This window comes from Ensifer adhaerens, from assembly GCF_000697965.2.
Classification (GTDB): Bacteria; Pseudomonadota; Alphaproteobacteria; order Rhizobiales; family Rhizobiaceae; genus Ensifer; species Ensifer adhaerens.
The window spans coordinates 3,683,348-3,699,876 of the sequence record NZ_CP015880.1 but is presented as its reverse complement, the minus strand read 5'-3'; the positions used below and the strand labels follow the sequence as shown (position 1 = coordinate 3,699,876).

Below are 16,529 nucleotides of genomic sequence, written 5' to 3'. Positions count from 1 at the left end.
ACGCAAGGAGCAGCCTATGGCTACTGTAAAGGTCGATACGTCCAATTTTCAGCAGGAAGTGCTGAACTCCGCCGAGCCGGTGGTTGTCGATTTCTGGGCTGAATGGTGCGGCCCGTGCAAGATGATCGCCCCGAGCCTCGAGGAAATCTCGAACGAACTCGCCGGCAAGGTCAAGGTTGCCAAGCTCAACATCGACGAAAACCCGGAACTGGCCGCCCAGTACGGCGTTCGCTCGATCCCGACGCTCGCCATGTTCAAGGCCGGCGAAGTGGCTGACATCAAGGTTGGCGCCGCCCCGAAGACGGCCCTGTCCTCGTGGATCTCCACGGCGGTCGCTTAAAGCGAGTTCACTGCTGAAAACGTTGAAAGCCCGGCATGCCGGGCTTTTTTCTTGTCTTAAATCTGGAAGCGGGATGGCGGTCCCAGCTGCCGATCACTTCGGCGGCGTGCCGTTGTCGGCAAGCACATCGCCCACCAGATAGAGCGAGCCACCGATCAGGATGCGCGGCGGCGCCGGATCTTCGTCGACCAGATTGGCGATGACCGTCAGCGCCTCGGCAACGGACGAGACCGCCGAAGCCTCGAAGCCGACCGATGCGGCATCACTGGCCAGCGCCACAGGATCAAGCCCAGCATCGGAACCGCGGATCGGAACGGTGAAGACCTGCTCGGCGAGATCGAGGAAGGCGCGGAAGTAGCCGATCGGCTCCTTGGTGTTGATCATGCCGATGATCAGGAACAGGGGGCGCGATTCGCGCTCCTCGAAGGTCGCCATTGCCTCGGCGATCACCTGACCGGCGCCGGGATTGTGGCCGCCGTCGACCCAGATCTCCGCGCCATTGGGCCCGTAATGCGTGAGCTTACCGCTGGTCAGGCGCTGCAGGCGTCCGGGCCATTCGACGCCCGCGAGGCCCCTCTCGATCGCCGCTTCGGAAACATCGAAACCGGCGGCCCGCACCGCGCGGATGGCGGCTGCGGCATTGGCATACTGGTGGCGCCCCGGCAGCTTCGGCAGCGGCAGATCGGCGAGCCCGCCTTCGTCCTGATAGACGAGGCGACCGAACTCCTCATGCGCCATGAAATCCTGGCCATAGACAAACATCGGGCAACCGAGGCGTTCCGCCGTCGAGACGAGCACGTCACGGGCGGCCTCTTCCTCCTGCTGGCCGATTACCACGGGGCAGCCACGCTTCATGATGCCGGCCTTTTCGGCGGCTATCAGCTCCACCCGATCACCGAGATAGGCCTGATGGTCGAGCGAGATCGGCATGACGACCGAGACGGCCGGCCGGGCAATAACGTTGGTCGCGTCGAAGCGGCCGCCGAGACCAACCTCGATGATCGCCACGTCGGCCGGGTGCTCGGCAAAGAGCAGGAAGGTGACGGCGGTCAGGATCTCGAAGACGGTGATCTTCTCGCCGCCATTGGCTTCGGCGACGCGACGCACGGCATCGGCGAGAACGGGATCGCTGACGAGCCTGCCCTTGCCACCCTTGACGCCCAGGCGATAGCGCTCGTGCCAGTTGACGAGATGCGGCGACGTGTGGACGTGAACGCTGAGGCCGGCTGCTTCGAGGATCGCCCGCGAAAACGCGGTCGCCGAGCCCTTGCCGTTGGTACCGGCGACATGGATCACCGGCGGAAGACGATCCTGGGGATTGCCGAGGGCGGCGAGAAGCCGGGTGATCCTGTCCAGCGACAGGTCGAAGCCCTTGGGGTGAAGGGCGAGAAGTTTTTCGATCTCGTAGCCCGCTTCGCTGGCTTCCACCGCTGCCATCTCTTAACCCCGCCCCGACACGCTCGGCTGCTACAGCGCGCGCCTTATAGGCCGTCTACCGATCGCTGTAACGCCTTGAGTTGCAGCATCCCCACACACAAGAAATCGCGGAGATGCATTATTTTGTTCTACGCAGTTCGACCAGCCCAGCGCTTATTCAAGCGCTGGCAGCGACCGGCAAGGCGGCCGGCTGCGTGCCGCCGTTGAGCTTCGAGGCTTCCGCCGGCTTCTTCATCAGGATTTTCAGGACCCGGGCGAGCGTCGACGGCAGATCATGGCGCTTGACGACCATGTCGACCATGCCGTGCTCCAGCAGGTATTCCGACGTCTGGAAACCTTCCGGCAGTTTCTCGCGCAGCGTCTGCTCGATCACGCGCTTCCCGGCAAAGCCGATTTCCGCGCCGGGCTCGGCCATGTGAATGTCGCCGAGCATCGCGTAGGATGCGGTGACGCCACCGGTGGTCGGGTTGGTGAGTACGACGATATAGGGGAGGCCGGCTTCCTTCAGCATGTTGACGGCAACCGTGGTGCGCGGCAGCTGCATCAGCGACAGGATGCCTTCCTGCATGCGGGCGCCGCCCGAAGCCGGGAAGATGACCAGCGGGCACTTCTCGGCGATCGCCCGTTCGAAGGCCTTGATGATCGCCTCGCCGGCAGCCATGCCGAGCGAGCCGCCAATGAAGTTGAACTCGTGCACGACGGCGACGAGTTTGACGCCCTGGACGCGGCCGAGACCGGCGACGATCGTGTCTTCGAGTTCAGTCTTGGCGCGGCTGTCGCGCAGACGATCGACGTATTTCTTGGAATCGCGGAACTTCAGCGGGTCCTGAGCAACCTTCGGCTGCGGAAACGCTTCAAAGATGCCGCCGTCGAACAGGTCCTTCAACCGCGCCTTGGCCGGCATCTTCATGTGGAAGCCGGACTGCGGGATGACCCACTTGTTTTCCTCGAGATCGCGATGGAACACCATCTCGCCGGTTTCCGGGCACTTGATCCAGAGATTTTCCGGAACTTCCCGGCGGCCCAGCATCGAGTTGATCTTCGGCCGAACGTAGTTTGTGATCCAGTTCACTTAGTAACTCCTGAAGATTTCCTTCGGGTTGTGCGCGCTAATATAGGCAATTATTCGGCTGCTGCGAGACGTGCGGACCGCACGCCTGCCGAGAGCCCTCTCACCAGCGCTTCGACACCCGGAACCGTCGCATCGGTCGCCTTGCCCTCTTCGGTCAGGCTCGACGCGATCTGGTTGACGATCGCCGTACCGACGACCACGCCATCGGCAGATGCTCCGATGGCCCTTGCATGTTCCGCCGTCTTGACGCCGAAACCGACGCAAACGGGCAGATTGGTGTGTGCCTTGATACGCCCGACGGCGCCGGCGATCAACGACGGATCGGGCAGAGCCGAACCGGTGATGCCGTTCATCGACACGTAATAGACGAAACCGGAGGTGTTTTCGAGGACCTTCGGCAGGCGACGGTCGTCCGTGGTCGGCGTCGCCAGGCGAATGAAGTTGATGCCCTTCTCCAGCGCCGGGATGCAGAGTTCGTCGTCCATCTCCGGCGGCAGGTCGACGACGATCAGGCCGTCAATGCCGGCGGCCAGCGCATCCGTCAGGAAGCGGTCGACGCCGTAGATATAGATCGGGTTGTAATAGCCCATCAGCACGATCGGCGTGCGCTGGTCGTCCTCACGGAAACGGCGGGCGATCTCAAGCGTCTTTGCGAGCGTCTGTCCGCTTTTCAGCGAGCGTTGACCGGCCAGCTGGATCGCCGGGCCGTCGGCCATCGGGTCTGAGAAAGGCATGCCGAGTTCGATGACGTCGGCGCCGGCCTTCGGCAGCGCCTTCATGATTGAGACCGACGTCTCGAAATCCGGATCGCCGCCCATGAAATAGGTGACGAGGACCGGACGTCCTTCGGCCGCAACATCGGCAAATCGCTTGTCCATGCGTGCGGTCATGATCTTACTGCCCCATTCCCAGTAACTTGCCGACGGTGAAGATGTCCTTGTCGCCGCGGCCGGAGAGGTTCATCAGGATGATCTCGTCCTTGCCCATTTTTGGCGCGCGCTTGATGACTTCGGCAAGCGCATGCGACGGCTCGAGCGCCGGAATGATGCCTTCGAGACGGGTCAGCGTCTGGAACGCCTCAAGCGCTTCGTGGTCCATGATCGGCACGTATTCGACGCGACCGACATCGTTCAGCCAGGCGTGCTCCGGGCCGATGCCGGGATAGTCGAGACCGGCCGAAATCGAATGCCCTTCCTTGATCTGGCCGTCGCCGTCCTGCAGCAGATAGGTGCGGTTGCCATGCAGCACGCCGGGCGAACCGGCTGTGATCGAGGCGCAATGCTCGTCGCCTTCGATGCCCTTGCCGCCGGCTTCGACGCCGACGATCTTGACGCTCTCGTCATCGAGGAACGGATGGAAGATGCCGATTGCGTTGGAGCCACCGCCAACGGCGGCAATGACGAGATCCGGCAGCCGGCCTTCGGCGGCGAGCATCTGCTCCTTGGCTTCCTGGCCGATCACCGCCTGGAAATCGCGGACCATCTCCGGATAGGGATGCGGGCCGGCAGCCGTGCCGATCAGGTAGTAGGTGTTGTCGACATTGGTGACCCAGTCACGCAGCGCCTCGTTCATGGCGTCCTTGAGCGTGCCGCTGCCGGCCGTCACCGGCTTTACCTCGGCACCCAAGAGCTTCATGCGGAAGACGTTCGGCGCCTGGCGCTCGACGTCGGTCGCGCCCATGTAGACGACGCAGGGCAGGCCGAAGCGGGCAGCGACGGTTGCCGAAGCCACGCCATGCTGGCCGGCACCGGTCTCAGCGATGATGCGCGTCTTGCCCATGCGCTTGGCAAGCAGGATCTGGCCAATGCAGTTGTTGATCTTGTGCGAGCCGGTGTGGTTCAGCTCTTCGCGCTTGAAGTAGATCTTGGCACCGCCAAGCTCCGCCGTCAGCCGTTCAGCAAAATAGAGCGGGCTCGGGCGGCCGATATAATGCGCGCCGAGATGCTCCAGCTCCGCCTTGAAGGCCGGATCGTTCTTCGCGTTGTCCCACTCGTTCTGGAGATCGAGGATCAGCGGCATCAGGGTTTCGGCCACGAAGCGGCCACCGAAGATACCGAAACGGCCGTCCTCGTCCGGGCCACCCCGGAAGGAATTCAACTTTGGCGCCTGGTTCACGTCCTGCTCCCTGACCGTGGCATGCCCGCCTCCGCCTGGCGAACGGCATTGAAAAACGATTCCATGAGCTTCAGATCCTTGACGCCCGGCGCGCTCTCGACGCCGGAGGAGATATCGATGGCACGCGCGCTGGTCTGCGCCATGGCCTCGCCAATGTTGTCGGCGTTAAGACCACCGGAAAGCATGTAATCGACGCTTCCGTCAAGCGCATCGAGCAGCTTCCAGTCAAAGGAAACGCCGTTGCCACCGGGCAAATCGGACCCTTTTGGCGGCTTGGCATCGAAGAGGAAGCGATCGGCAATGCCGATATAGGCATCGATCTTTTCAAGGTCAGATGCTTCGCGCACCGAAAGGGCCTTCATGACAGGAAGGCCATACATCGCCTTGACCGTCAGCAGTCGCTCCGCGTCCTCGCTGCCGTGAAGCTGCAGGATATCCGGATTGAGGGCCGAGACGATCTCGTCAAGCTCGTCATTGTCGGCATTCACCGTGACGGCGACGATCTTCGCCTGGCCGCGAATCCTGTCGGCGATGCGGCCGGCATCGTCGGGCTCGATGTTCCTGGGGCTCTTCGGGAAAAAGATGAAGCCGACATGGGATGCGCCGAGCGCGACAGCACGCTCGGCCGCTTCCGCGGTCTTCAGCCCGCATATCTTCACTTGGGTTTTCATGAGAAGCGACCTTGCATGAAATGCCGCGCGAGTCGAGCCAAAAACCGACGCAAAAGCGGTCACTCAGCGCCCCCGCACCCGTCCTTTGGCGGGTGCGCGCCCCTTGCGCGGCAGGCGCGCTTTCACCATATGCATTTTACCACAACGGAGAGACTGATGCGCCTGTTGCTCGCGCTTATCCTGCCCTGGCTGCAGTTTTTTACCATCGGCCGCCCCTTTGCTGGCCTCATTTGCCTGATCCTGCAGTTGACCCTGATCGGCTGGGTTCCGGCGGCGATCTGGTCGGTCTATGCGCTCAGCCAATACAAGACCGACGAGAAGATCCGCGAAGCGCTGCGCCACCGCGCATAACGCGCCGCTCATCGCCCTGTAAGATTCAATCGAAGTCGATCGCGTGAAGCATCGTGCCGTTGCGGCGGAGCCATCGCTTGGCATCGTCCGTATCCGGACACAGCCTCCCGCACAGCGCCCAGAAGTCGGGCCCGTGATTCATTTCCTGCAAGTGTGCCACTTCATGCGCAGCGAGATAGGCGATGACCTTTGGCGGCGCCATGACAATGCGCCAGGAAAAACTCAGCGCCCCGTCGGCTGAGCATGATCCCCAGCGGCTGCGCGTGTCCTTGAGCGAAAGCGACTTTGCCCTCCGGCCGATACGGCCGGTATAGATCGCCACCAACCGGTCGAGATCCTGGCGCGCTTCCTTCTTCAGGAAATCGACGATGCGCCGTGTGAGATGTTCCTCGCCACCGCTGACGCGCAGCACCGGTTCGTCATCGATCACGATCGCTTCCGTGAGCCCACGGATCTTGCCGGTGCGCTCGATGCGGTGGGCAACGCCGCGGATGAGGATGGAACCGCCCTCCTCGATCTGGCTTTCGCCGGAGAAGCGGGCGAGCTTGGTCATCAGCCAGCCCTGGTGTCGTGTCAGGAAGGCATTCACCTCGCGCTCGGGGAGGCCCTGCGGCACCGTCATCTTCAGGGCCCGCCCGCCTGGCTCGATGCGCAGCGTCATGCGCGTCGCGCGCGCGTTTTGCTTGATCGTCAGCGGCAGGGACTTGCCGGCGACCTCGATCTGCCGCGTTGTTGCGGGTGGTGCAGGTTGAATGCGCCGCTTGAAGGAAGGGAACATGCAGGCTTTCTAACCGATTCGCGGGGCTTTCGCCTACTGTTCGCTGGTTGGATGCGTGCCGAGAGTGATCCGGCGTTTCATGTGAAACGCCGGAAGCGGTTTCGTCAGGTTAATGGGCTTCGACAATCGGACCCGAGCCACCATTCTTGCGATCGCGCATGAAGCGGTCGAACTCTTCCTGGTCCTTGGCGCGGCGAAGCTCGCGCACGTAGGTGTCGAATTCTTCGCGCATCTCGTCGAGCTTGCGGCGCTCCTCTTCGAGGCGAGCCAGTTCAGCTTCGCGCCAGTCGTCGAAAGCGACGTTGCCGGTACGATGCGTCCAGTTGGAACGGCGGCCGCCGCGCTTGAAAGCCGAGCACATGCCATCCACCGTATCGTTTGCGTCTTTCTTGAACGTCTTGAGCTTTTCGCCAAAGAGAATGTACGCGAGCATGGCCAGGCCGAGCGGCCAGAAGACCACAAAGCCAAGCACCATCAGGGCGATGGTCGCGGGCGTCCAATCCGGACGGATCATTGCAGATTGGTTCATCTTCAGGATTCCTCGCAATCATCCGGGCCGCCCATGCGACCCGATGAAAACGATGTGGGAAGGCGCCCTTGGCTCTGCAAGACGCCTCCCTCCGGAATCCGACAAACCCTTGACTCTACGCGGTCAAAACGACCCAAGAGCCGGGATCAGGCCGACTTTCCGCCCTTGATCAGTTGCTTTACCGGTTTTGCGTGGCGCGCATGCTCGCGGTGGAACGCGACGATGCGCGGCGCGATTTCGCGGCGGAAGCGAGAGCCGTTGAAGACGCCGTAGTGACCGACATCCGGCTGCATGTAGTGCATACGCATATGATCCGGGATGTTGGTGCAGATGGTCTGCGCCGCCTTCGTCTGGCCAACGCCCGAGATATCGTCGTTCTCGCCTTCGACCGTCAAGAGCGCGACCTTCTTGATCGCGGTCGTGTCGACGCGCTTGCCGCGATGCATCATCTCGCCCTTCGGCAGCGCGTGCTGCATGAACACCACCTGCACGGTCTGCAGGTAGAATTCGGCCGTCAGGTCCATGACCGCGAGATATTCATCATAGAAGTCACGGTGCTTCTCGGCGGCATCGCCGTCGTTTTTCACCAGATGGGCGAAGAACTCCTTGTGGGCGATCAGGTGCCGGTCGAGATTCATCGACATGAAGCCGGAGAGCTGCAGGAAGCCCGGATAGACCATGCGCATGAAACCCGGCTGCGGCCACGGCACCGGCATGATGACATTGTCACGGAACCATTCGATCGAACGTTCTTCCGCCAGCTGGTTGACGCCGGTCGGGTTGATGCGGGTGTCGATCGGGCCGCCCATCAGCGTCATCGTCGCCGGCGACAGCGGATCGTCGGCAGCTTCCATCAGCGCGACGGCGGCGAGCACCGGCACCGCGGGCTGACAGACGCCGATCACATGCGTGTCGGGCCCGAGGAAATGCAGCATCTGGATGACGTAGTCGATGTAATCATCGAGATCGAAGGTGCCTTCGCTGAGCGGCACCATGCGGGCATCGATCCAGTCGGTGATGTAGATATCGGAATGCGGAAGCAGCGCCTCGACCGTGCCGCGCAACAGCGTCGCATAGTGGCCGGACATCGGCGCGACGATGAGCACCTTCGGATCGGGCGCGCGGCCCTTGGGAAGCGCACGCTCGAAATGAATGAGGTTGCAGAATGGCGCCCGCCAGACGATGCGTTCGTAGATCGAAACCGATTGACCATCGACCACAGTCTCGGGAAGACCGAACTCCGGCTTGCCATAACGGCGGGTGGAGCGCTCGAACACTTCGAGACCGGCGGCGGCGGCGCGACCGAAATAGGTGTGCGAGACGGGGTTCATCGGATTGCTGAACGCGAGCCGCATGGCGTCGGCTGCCGTGCGCCACGGCGCCATCATTGCGTGGTTCAGTTCATAGAGCTGGTAGAACATGGGAAGCGTACCCCTTGGTTCAATCAACGACAACGCCGCTCCCGGTCGGACGCAAGCTTGCGATTGTTTGTCTTGGTGTCCGCAATCGCTGCCAGACTACCATTTTTCTTGTGCAGTGCAACAAATATACCCGTCTCGCCTCGATACAAGGCCTGAAGCTAGAATGAATCTGGATTCCTGACGATTTGCAAACGAGCTTGCTCGAAACTGGCCGTTTTCCGCTGTTTTCGTGCATTGAGGCACGCTGCCTGACGTTTTCAGGAAAACCTGGAGCCTCGCCGCAGGAAAATATGGGTACGCTCCCCTGTGGCGATGCAGCAAAGCCGCCATCACTCAGGTGGCCGCCACTTGGATGACTGCCTTCACCAGACCCGTCTTTTCCTCCGCCCATCGCGGCAGATCGGCAACCGCGCCATCGAGCGTGGTGCGGTGGGTGATCAGCGCGTCGATAGGCACAAGGCCGGACGCGATCGACGCGACGACGTGGTCGAAATCCTGCCGGGTCGCGTTGCGGCTGCCGATCAAGGTCATCTCGCGCTTGTGGAACTCCGGATCGGAGAAGCGGATCTCGTCCTTGACGACACTGACGAAGACCAGGGTACCGCCATGGGCGACGTGGGCGAAGGCCGCCTGCATCGAACCACCGTGCCCGGTGGCGTCGAAGACGACATCGAAACCGTCGCCATCCGTCGCAGCGGCAATGCGCGCCGCCGCATCAACATCCACGACGATGCCCTTGGCAAAGCCGAGCTTGCGAGCGGCAAAGTCCAGCCGCTCGGTACTGGTGTCGGCGAGCACCACGTCATGGCCGGCGATGCGAGAGAAGATCGCCGTGCCGAGTCCGATTGGCCCGGCACCGATAACCAGCGCCCGTGACCCGGCATCCGTCGATGCCCGGCGGACCGCGTGGGCACCGATCGCCAGGAACTCAACGGTGGCGGCCGCCTCCGGCGACAGACCCTCCGCCGGATAAAGATTACCCTCCGGCACGACGATCTCCTCGCAAAACGCACCGTCGGTATGGACGCCGAGAACCTTGATGGCCGTGCAGCAGTTCGGTTTGCCCTTTCGGCAGGCAATACAAGCGCCACAGGAGAGATAGGGGTTGACCACGACCGGCGTGCCGGGCGCTATCGTCGTCCCTCGCCCGCCAGAAATCACCGTTGCCGAGATCTCGTGGCCCATGACCCGCGGATATTCGAGGAACGGATGTTTGCCGGCGAAGATATGGTAGTCCGTGCCGCAGATGCCGACATGGCTGACGGCAAGGCGGACCCAACCGTCCGGCACGGTTTCGATTGGTGTGCGATCGACGACCTCCAGCCGACCGGGTTGTGGGCAGAGCACGGATTTCATGGCAATTCTCTCGAGTACGGCAGCGCCTAGCGGGCGCTGCGGCGACGCAATTGGTCGAAATAGACGATGACGATGATCAGCGCGCCGGTGATGATGCGCTGCCAGAACGAGTTGACGTTCAATAGGTTGGCGCCGTTGTTGATCGTTGCGAGGATGAAGGCGCCGAGCAGCGGCCCGTGCACCGAGCCGACGGCCCCAAAGAGGCTGGTGCCGCCGATGACCGACGAAGCGATCGCCTGCAGTTCCCAACCCTCGGCCTGGGTGGCGTTGCCGATGCCGATGCGCGAGGCAAGCAGCAGGCCAACGAAGGCGGCGCAGGTCGACGACAGGATGTAGGCCAGATAGATCGTGCGGTGGACGTTGACGCCGGAGAGACGGGCGGCCTCACTGTTGGAGCCGACGGCGAAGAGATAGCGGCCGAAGCGGCTCAAATGCAGGAAGACATAGGCCGGGATCGCCACCACGATCACCATCCAGAACAGGCTGGGAACGCCCAGGAAATCCGCCCGCGAAAAATTGGTGAAGGCCTCATTGGTGATCGAAATGGTCGAGCCATTGGTGATCAAGAGGCCGATACCGCGGAGCGAGGTCAGGGTCGCCAGCGTGATGATGAAGGGCGGCAGGCCCATGCGCACGATGCCGAAGGCGTGGAACGCGCCGATCAGGACACCGAAGGCGAGCGTCAGGATGATGGCGATCCAGAGCGGCACGCCGGCGGCCAGCAGCCAGGCGACGATAACGCTGGTGAAGCCGACCACGGCACCGACCGAAAGGTCGATGCCGGCGGTAATGATGACGAAGGTCTGGCCAACCGCAAGGATCGCCGTCATCGCCCCCTGGCGCAGCAGGTTGCTGATGTTGTTGGGCGTCCAGAAACTGTTGGTCGCGAAGCCCAACAGCAGCCAGAGGAACAGAAGCAACCCCAGGAGGGTAAGGCCGAACAGAATGCTCACGCCCTTGCGTGGTGCCGCGCTGGCGCCGCTCTCCACCGTTTCCGCACTCATCGTCTTCCTCCCTGCATCCTCAAGTTTGTTTTTATCGGTTCAAACGCCAATTGCCTGCGTCAGCACTTCCTCATGGCTCGCGGCGCGATAGTCGTGGCTGGCGACCAGCCGCCCGCGCCGGAACACGTGCAGCCGGTCCGCCAGTTCGTAGACCTCGGGCAGATAGGACGAGATCAGGATGATGCCCGCCCCGTTCTCCAGAAGCCGTGCGAACAGCCGATAGATTTCCGCCTTGGTTCCGACATCGACGCCGACCGTCGGCTCGTCGAAGATGAAAAGCTTGGCGCCGTGGCTCAGCCACTTGCCGATTACGATCTTCTGCTGGTTGCCGCCGGACATGGCGGAGGCCAGCACCCGGCGTGACGGCGTCTTGATCTTCAGGTCGCGAATCTGGCGGTCGGCGTTTTCCCGTTCCTGCTGGCCATTGATCGTCAGACCGCGTGTCAGCCGGTTGAAAACCGGCAGATTGATGTTGAGGCCGATCGGCAGGTTGAGGCAGAGGCCCTGGTCGCGCCGGCTTTCCGGCGCAAGCGCAATGCCGAGGTCCATGGCCTTACGCTCGCTGGCGATCTCAACCTTGCGGCCCTGCCAGTAGATCTCTCCAGCCGTTGGTCGGTGCCGGCCATAGAGGCCGAGCGCAAACTCGCTGCGTCCCGCGCCGATCAGCCCATAGAGGCCGACGATCTCGCCGGCGCGCACCGTCAGCGATACATCCTGGAAACCGGGACCGCTCAAGTTGCGCGTCTCGACGATCATCTCGCCGGGCGGAAAATGCTCCTTGTGATAGATCTGCTCGATCGTGCGGTTGATCATCAGCGCGATCAGTTCCGCCTCATTGGTCTCGCCGATCTTGCGGGTGCCGACATGGGTGCCGTCACGCAGCACCGAGACACGGTCGGCAAGCTCGAACACTTCCTCCATGCGATGGCTGATATAGACGATCGTCACGCCTTCGGCCTGCAGCCTTCGGATCAACCGGAAGAGCTGTGCCGATTCCTGGCGGGTGAGATAGGCGGTCGGCTCATCGAAGATCAGAAACTGCGTGCCGCGCATGGCCGCGCGTGCCGTGGCGACAAGCTGCTGCTGGCCGATCGTCAGGCTACCAAGCACGGCACCGGCCGGCAGGTTAAAGCCGAGATCATCCAGCACGCTTTGTGCCGCATCGGTCATGGCGCGCTTGCGCATCAGGCCGTTGCGATTGATCTCGTCGCCGAGAAACATATTGGCCGCGACCGACAGGTGCGCGCAAAGTACGACCTCCTGGTGCACGGCATTGATACCGCGCTCAATCGCCTCCTGCGGCGTGCCAAGCTGAACGGGTTTTCCGCACCAGAAGATTTCACCGGACGTGCGCTTGATGACGCCGGTCAGAAGCTTGATCAGCGTCGACTTGCCGGCCCCGTTCTCACCGACGATCGCGTGAACTTCACCGGAAAGAAAGGTCAGCGACGCCGGCTTCAAGGCTTCGACGGCGCCATACTTCTTCTGCAGGGCGCGCAGCTCCAGGATAGGCTCGCCTTTCGGAACCGGATGGCGTGTCGCCACATGCAGTCCTTCGGTCCTCCCGTCGCGTGCCTCTTGCAAATCGGTCATCTGCGCATTCCTCCCATCGCAGAGATCGCTTGCGGCCGGTCCTCGTTCCGGCCGCAAGCGGGTGCGGCGGGCTCAACGCCCACCGCAGCCGTCGTCACTTGACCTTCGGGTTCAAGAGAGCGTCGATCTTCGGCTCGGCCATGTTGGCCTTGGTCACCAGATTGGCGCCGGTATCGACATTCGCCTCGACCTTCTCCTTCTTCGAGACCGCGAGCGCCGTCTTCACGCCATCATAACCCATGCGATAGGGATCCTGAACGACGAGACCGGCCAGAACGCCTTCCTTGAGGAAGCCGACCGTCTTGTCGTCGCTGTCGAAGCCGATCACCTTGATCTTGTCGCCGAGCTTGTTTTCGGCAATTGCCTGGCCGACACCCTGCGCCATGATCAGGTTGGACGCGAAGACGCCGACAAGGTTGGGATTGGCGGTGATCAGGTCGGTCATGATGTTGAGGCCGGTGGTCGCCTGGCCGTCGGCATATTTGTCGACGACGACCTTGAAGCCCGGATACTTGGTCTTGACCTGATCGAGGAAGCCTTCGCGGCGCTGGTCGAGCGAGCCGACGCCCGGAAGGCTGGTGATGATGGCGATCTCACCCTCTTCCTTGCCGCTCATTTCCTTGACCGCCGCAGCGAGACCATCGGCAGCGATGCGGCCGCCCTGGACGTTGTCGGTGGTGAGGAACGACGAGAAGGCCTTGGAGTCGGCACCGGAGTCGATGCCGATGATCGGAACGGCCTTTGCCGCCTCATCGATCGGCTTGCCGAGCGCCTTGAATTCCGTCGGCGAAATGACGACGGCAGCCGGCGCGCCCGCAACCGCGTTCTCGAGAATGCTGATCTGGCCGTTGATATCGGATTCGGATTGAGCGCCGAGCTCCGGCACGTTGACGCCGAGATCCTTGCCGGCGGCGCGGGCGCCAGCGAGCACGATCTGCCAGTAGAAGGACGTGGTATCCTTGACGATGATCGGGATCGTCACGTCCTGTGCGAAGGAGGCGACCGGCGACATGCCGGCGATCATCGCGGCGCCGGCCAGGGCGGTAAAGGCGCGACGGGTAAGGCTGCTTTTCAGAATGCTCATCCCAGGTTTCTCCTCTTGGTGCACCGTGTTCCACTTCTTGGAGGTCGATCGCAGGTGCTGGCTTATCGACCTTTTATCGATAAAAAACATATTGGAATGCTAATAAAACAATCCCGGCTTGGCAAGCTGCCGGAACAGCATTTCAGACGGCGCTTTAGTGCCGTCCGTTAAACCCGAACCGGCTCGTCCCCGAGCTCCGGTGCGACCAGTGTGAACGGCTCGAAGGCGGCGAAATCGGCGGCGGAAAACCGGTGCTCGACGAGCGCCATGTTGCGCGCCAGGCTCTGCGGCTTGGCGGTGCCGAGCAGCACCGAGGCGACCTGCGGACTGGCGAGCGGAAACTGCATGGCGGGTGCGGCAAGCGGCACGTTCATGCCGCGGGCGACCGCGTCCATGGCACCGACCTTTTGCCGGATATCTTCCGTTGCCGGCATGTAGTCGAAATGCGCGCCTTCGACCGGTCCCGTCGCCAGGATGCCCGAATTGAAGACCCCGCCGACGACGAGCGAAGTCTGCTTCTTCTCGCAGAGCGGCAGCAGTTCGGCGACAGCCGACCGGTCGAGCAAGGTGTAACGCCCGGCCAGCAGGATGCAGTCGAGATCGGCCTGGCGCAGGACGTCGAGACAGACCGGCACTTCGTTGACGCCAAGACCATAGGCCGCAATCGTTCCCGAGGATTTCAGCCCCTCCAACGCCTTGAGGCCGCCCTCCATCAACTGCCGTAAGTAGATCGCATTGCGGGCGGCGCCATGGGTATAGACGCCGATATCATGCACATAGAGGATATCGATGCGGTTGAGCCCGAGCCTGGCGTAGCTGAACTCGATGGAGCGCATGATGCCGTCATAGCTGTAGTCGTAGGTGACGTCGAAATTGAGCGGCTTCACATAGGAATAGTCCGGCACCTCGTCTTGCGGCACCGGATGCAGGAGACGGCCGACCTTGGTGGAGAGCACGAACTGGTCGCGCGGCTTATCGCGCAGGAAGTCGCCGACGCGGCGCTCGGCAAGGCCGAGGCCGTAGAAGGGCGCAACGTCGAAGTAGCGCATGCCCGACTGCCAGGCAGCGTCCAGGGTCGCCATCGCCGACTCGCGGGTGCATTCGCGGTAGAGGCCGCCAAGACCGGCGGCGCCGAAGCTAAACTCGGTCACCGATAGGTCGGTTCGACCGATCCGTCTCGTCTGCATTTCCCCGTTTCCTCCTCCAAGGCCTACGCAAATTAGAGCGTTGCGCCCAGATGCCAGGGCACGAACTCATTATCGCCGTAGCCGAAAAGCTCGCTCTTGGTCTTGCGGCCCGAAGCGGTCTCGATGATCAGGTCGAAGATCTCGCGGCCAAGCCCGGCAATGCTCGCCTCCCCCGAAGCGATCACGCCGCAATCGATATCCATGTCCTCTTCCATCGCCCGGTAGAGCGCCGTGTTGCTGGTAAGCTTGATCGACGGCGCGGGCCGACAGCCGAAACAGCTGCCGCGACCGGTGGTAAAGGCAATGACATTGGCGCCGCCGGCGACCTGGCCAGTGGCCGATACCGGGTCGTAGCCAGGTGTATCCATGAAGACGAGCCCGTGCTCGGTGACGCGTTCGGCATAACGGTAGACCGCGTTCAGCGGCGAGCGGCCGCCCTTGGCGACGGCGCCGAGCGATTTTTCGAGGATCGTGGTCAGGCCACCACGTTTGTTGCCCGGCGAAGGATTGTTGTCGAGCGAGGCGCCATGCATCGCCACATAGCTCTCCCACCAGGCAATCAGCCCATCAAGTTTCAGCGCCACTGCTTCGTTGACTGCACGGCTGCGCAACAGGTGCTCGGCGCCATAGATTTCCGAAGTCTCGGAGAGGATCGCCGTGCCGCCGGCCGCGGCAAGGATATCGACCGCAGCACCCAGCGCCGGATTTGCGGTGATGCCCGAAAGCCCATCTGAACCGCCACATTGCAAACCGACGATGATCTCGCTGACCGGGATCGCAATACGGCGTTCGTTCCCGACTTCGGCCGCGATTTCCTCGAGAATGCCCAGCGCCTTTTCAACGGATCGACGCGAGCCGCCGGCTTCCTGGATGTTGAAATGACGTTTCTCCGCGCCGGCGCCGCTCTGGCCATAGAGCGTCAACTGGTTGACCTCGCAGCCGAGGCCGACCATCAGAACGCCGCCGAAATTGACATGGCGGGCGTAGCCGGCGAGGGTTCGGTGCAGATTGGCCATGCCGTCGCCGGTCGAGGACATGCCACAGCCCTGATCGTGCACGATCGGCACGAAACCATCGATACCCTCATATCTCGGGAGAATGCGCCTGTTCGCCTCCTCGGCGATGGCGCGACAGACCGTGGTGGAACAGTTCACGCTGGCGACGACACCGATGTAGTTGCGCGTCGCTGCCCGGCCATCACCTCTTCGATAGCCCATGAAGGTGCGGGCCTTGTCGGCATCGCTTGCCGCTTCCGGCACCCCCTGTGGGCTGATCGCCAAGCGATCCTTGTCGAAGGCGAGGTTGTGGGAGTGCACGTGGTCGCCCGGCGCGATATCGGCGGTCGCCCGGCCGATCGCCTGGGCGTATTTCACGACCGGCTCGCCGGCGCGGATCGGGCGGATCGCGATCTTGTGGCCGGCATCGACTTTCGCTGCTGCATGAACATTGTTCGGCAGGGCGTCGCCAGCGGCAATCGCCAGCGTCGCCACGACGACATTGTCCTCCGGTGCGAGCAGGATGGTGGACGGCGCAGACACCCGGTTTCTCCCAAATGATTTTCGTTCTGTCTTTTATCTACAATAGACAGATA

16 protein-coding genes are annotated in these 16,529 nt (G+C 62.5%); 2 read left to right on the top strand and 14 right to left on the bottom strand.

All coding sequences use genetic code 11. The annotated features are described in order from the left end of the window. Window positions 1-16: 16 nt before the first annotated feature. Complete coding sequence (gene trxA / locus FA04_RS17910) at window positions 17-340, top strand: thioredoxin (protein WP_034801674.1); 324 nt, start codon at window positions 17-19, stop codon at window positions 338-340. A gap of 93 nt (window positions 341-433) precedes the next feature. Here the strand turns inward: trxA and FA04_RS17905 are convergent, their stop codons facing one another. The 5 genes from FA04_RS17905 to FA04_RS17885 form a co-directional block, all read right to left on the bottom strand. Continuing rightward, window positions 434-1,777, bottom strand: a complete 1,344-nt coding sequence (locus FA04_RS17905) for a bifunctional folylpolyglutamate synthase/dihydrofolate synthase (RefSeq protein WP_034801672.1) — start codon at window positions 1,775-1,777, stop codon at window positions 434-436. Window positions 1,778-1,934: 157 nt separating this feature from the next. After that, a complete protein-coding gene (gene accD / locus FA04_RS17900; RefSeq protein WP_034801670.1) occupies window positions 1,935-2,849 on the bottom strand; it encodes an acetyl-CoA carboxylase, carboxyltransferase subunit beta in 915 nt (304 codons plus the stop codon). Window positions 2,850-2,899: 50 nt separating this feature from the next. Continuing rightward, window positions 2,900-3,739: a tryptophan synthase subunit alpha gene (gene trpA / locus FA04_RS17895; RefSeq protein WP_034801668.1), complete on the bottom strand. Its 840-nt coding sequence runs from the start codon at window positions 3,737-3,739 to the stop codon at window positions 2,900-2,902. A 4-nt stretch (window positions 3,740-3,743) separates the two neighbouring features. Beyond that, on the bottom strand, window positions 3,744-4,964 hold the full coding sequence (gene trpB / locus FA04_RS17890) for a tryptophan synthase subunit beta (protein ID WP_034801666.1): 1,221 nt from the start codon (window positions 4,962-4,964) through the stop codon (window positions 3,744-3,746). Further along, the gene (locus tag FA04_RS17885) at window positions 4,961-5,635 is read right to left on the bottom strand and encodes a phosphoribosylanthranilate isomerase (RefSeq protein WP_034801664.1); all 675 of its coding nucleotides are present in this window, start codon (window positions 5,633-5,635) and stop codon (window positions 4,961-4,963) included. The genes trpB and FA04_RS17885 overlap by 4 nt, the downstream gene beginning before the upstream one ends. Before the next feature lie 156 nt (window positions 5,636-5,791). On the opposite strand from FA04_RS17885, the gene FA04_RS17880 reads away from it, so the two are divergent. After that, window positions 5,792-5,986 carry a YqaE/Pmp3 family membrane protein gene (locus FA04_RS17880; protein WP_034801662.1) on the top strand — a complete coding sequence of 65 codons (195 nt, stop codon included), beginning with the start codon at window positions 5,792-5,794 and terminating at the stop codon, window positions 5,984-5,986. 25 nt (window positions 5,987-6,011) lie between these two features. Here FA04_RS17880 and FA04_RS17875 read toward each other — a convergent pair whose 3' ends face one another. The 9 genes from FA04_RS17875 to FA04_RS17835 all read right to left on the bottom strand — a co-directional run bounded on the left by FA04_RS17875 (window position 6,012) and on the right by FA04_RS17835 (window position 16,476). Then, window positions 6,012-6,764, bottom strand: a complete 753-nt coding sequence (locus FA04_RS17875; protein WP_034801660.1) for a M48 family metallopeptidase — start codon at window positions 6,762-6,764, stop codon at window positions 6,012-6,014. Window positions 6,765-6,873: 109 nt separating this feature from the next. Beyond that, window positions 6,874-7,293, bottom strand: a complete 420-nt coding sequence (locus tag FA04_RS17870) for a DUF2852 domain-containing protein (RefSeq protein WP_034801651.1) — start codon at window positions 7,291-7,293, stop codon at window positions 6,874-6,876. Window positions 7,294-7,439: 146 nt separating this feature from the next. Continuing rightward, window positions 7,440-8,714 carry a polyhydroxyalkanoate depolymerase gene (phaZ, locus tag FA04_RS17865; protein ID WP_034801648.1) on the bottom strand — a complete coding sequence of 425 codons (1,275 nt, stop codon included), beginning with the start codon at window positions 8,712-8,714 and terminating at the stop codon, window positions 7,440-7,442. 333 nt (window positions 8,715-9,047) lie between these two features. Next, the gene (locus FA04_RS17860; RefSeq protein ID WP_034801646.1) at window positions 9,048-10,070 is read right to left on the bottom strand and encodes a zinc-binding alcohol dehydrogenase family protein; all 1,023 of its coding nucleotides are present in this window, start codon (window positions 10,068-10,070) and stop codon (window positions 9,048-9,050) included. A gap of 26 nt (window positions 10,071-10,096) precedes the next feature. Continuing rightward, on the bottom strand, window positions 10,097-11,074 hold the full coding sequence (locus tag FA04_RS17855; protein ID WP_034801644.1) for an ABC transporter permease: 978 nt from the start codon (window positions 11,072-11,074) through the stop codon (window positions 10,097-10,099). A gap of 39 nt (window positions 11,075-11,113) precedes the next feature. Then, window positions 11,114-12,667, bottom strand: a complete 1,554-nt coding sequence (locus FA04_RS17850; protein WP_034801642.1) for a sugar ABC transporter ATP-binding protein — start codon at window positions 12,665-12,667, stop codon at window positions 11,114-11,116. A gap of 94 nt (window positions 12,668-12,761) precedes the next feature. Then, window positions 12,762-13,751 (bottom strand): ABC transporter substrate-binding protein, encoded by a 990-nt coding sequence (locus tag FA04_RS17845; RefSeq protein WP_034801640.1) that lies wholly within the window; start codon window positions 13,749-13,751, stop codon window positions 12,762-12,764. A gap of 167 nt (window positions 13,752-13,918) precedes the next feature. Beyond that, window positions 13,919-14,938 (bottom strand): aldo/keto reductase, encoded by a 1,020-nt coding sequence (locus tag FA04_RS17840; protein WP_034801638.1) that lies wholly within the window; start codon window positions 14,936-14,938, stop codon window positions 13,919-13,921. A 32-nt stretch (window positions 14,939-14,970) separates the two neighbouring features. After that, window positions 14,971-16,476, bottom strand: coding sequence for a UxaA family hydrolase (locus FA04_RS17835; RefSeq protein ID WP_034801636.1), 1,506 nt, complete (start codon window positions 16,474-16,476; stop codon window positions 14,971-14,973). Window positions 16,477-16,529 lie beyond the last annotated feature (53 nt).

What these genes read in the sequence shown, in the direction of transcription:
- trxA (WP_034801674.1), top strand. Translation starts at nt 17, where the DNA reads ATGGCTACTGTAAAGGTCGATACGTCCAATTTTCAGCAGGAAGTGCTG.
- FA04_RS17905 (WP_034801672.1), bottom strand. Translation starts at nt 1,777, where the DNA reads ATGGCAGCGGTGGAAGCCAGCGAAGCGGGCTACGAGATCGAAAAACTT.
- trpA (WP_034801668.1), bottom strand. Translation starts at nt 3,739, where the DNA reads ATGACCGCACGCATGGACAAGCGATTTGCCGATGTTGCGGCCGAAGGA.
- FA04_RS17885 (WP_034801664.1), bottom strand. Translation starts at nt 5,635, where the DNA reads ATGAAAACCCAAGTGAAGATATGCGGGCTGAAGACCGCGGAAGCGGCC.
- FA04_RS17880 (WP_034801662.1), top strand. Translation starts at nt 5,792, where the DNA reads ATGCGCCTGTTGCTCGCGCTTATCCTGCCCTGGCTGCAGTTTTTTACC.
- FA04_RS17875 (WP_034801660.1), bottom strand. Translation starts at nt 6,764, where the DNA reads ATGTTCCCTTCCTTCAAGCGGCGCATTCAACCTGCACCACCCGCAACA.
- FA04_RS17870 (WP_034801651.1), bottom strand. Translation starts at nt 7,293, where the DNA reads ATGAACCAATCTGCAATGATCCGTCCGGATTGGACGCCCGCGACCATC.
- phaZ (WP_034801648.1), bottom strand. Translation starts at nt 8,714, where the DNA reads ATGTTCTACCAGCTCTATGAACTGAACCACGCAATGATGGCGCCGTGG.
- FA04_RS17860 (WP_034801646.1), bottom strand. Translation starts at nt 10,070, where the DNA reads ATGAAATCCGTGCTCTGCCCACAACCCGGTCGGCTGGAGGTCGTCGAT.
- FA04_RS17855 (WP_034801644.1), bottom strand. Translation starts at nt 11,074, where the DNA reads ATGAGTGCGGAAACGGTGGAGAGCGGCGCCAGCGCGGCACCACGCAAG.
- FA04_RS17850 (WP_034801642.1), bottom strand. Translation starts at nt 12,667, where the DNA reads ATGACCGATTTGCAAGAGGCACGCGACGGGAGGACCGAAGGACTGCAT.
- FA04_RS17845 (WP_034801640.1), bottom strand. Translation starts at nt 13,751, where the DNA reads ATGAGCATTCTGAAAAGCAGCCTTACCCGTCGCGCCTTTACCGCCCTG.
- FA04_RS17840 (WP_034801638.1), bottom strand. Translation starts at nt 14,938, where the DNA reads ATGCAGACGAGACGGATCGGTCGAACCGACCTATCGGTGACCGAGTTT.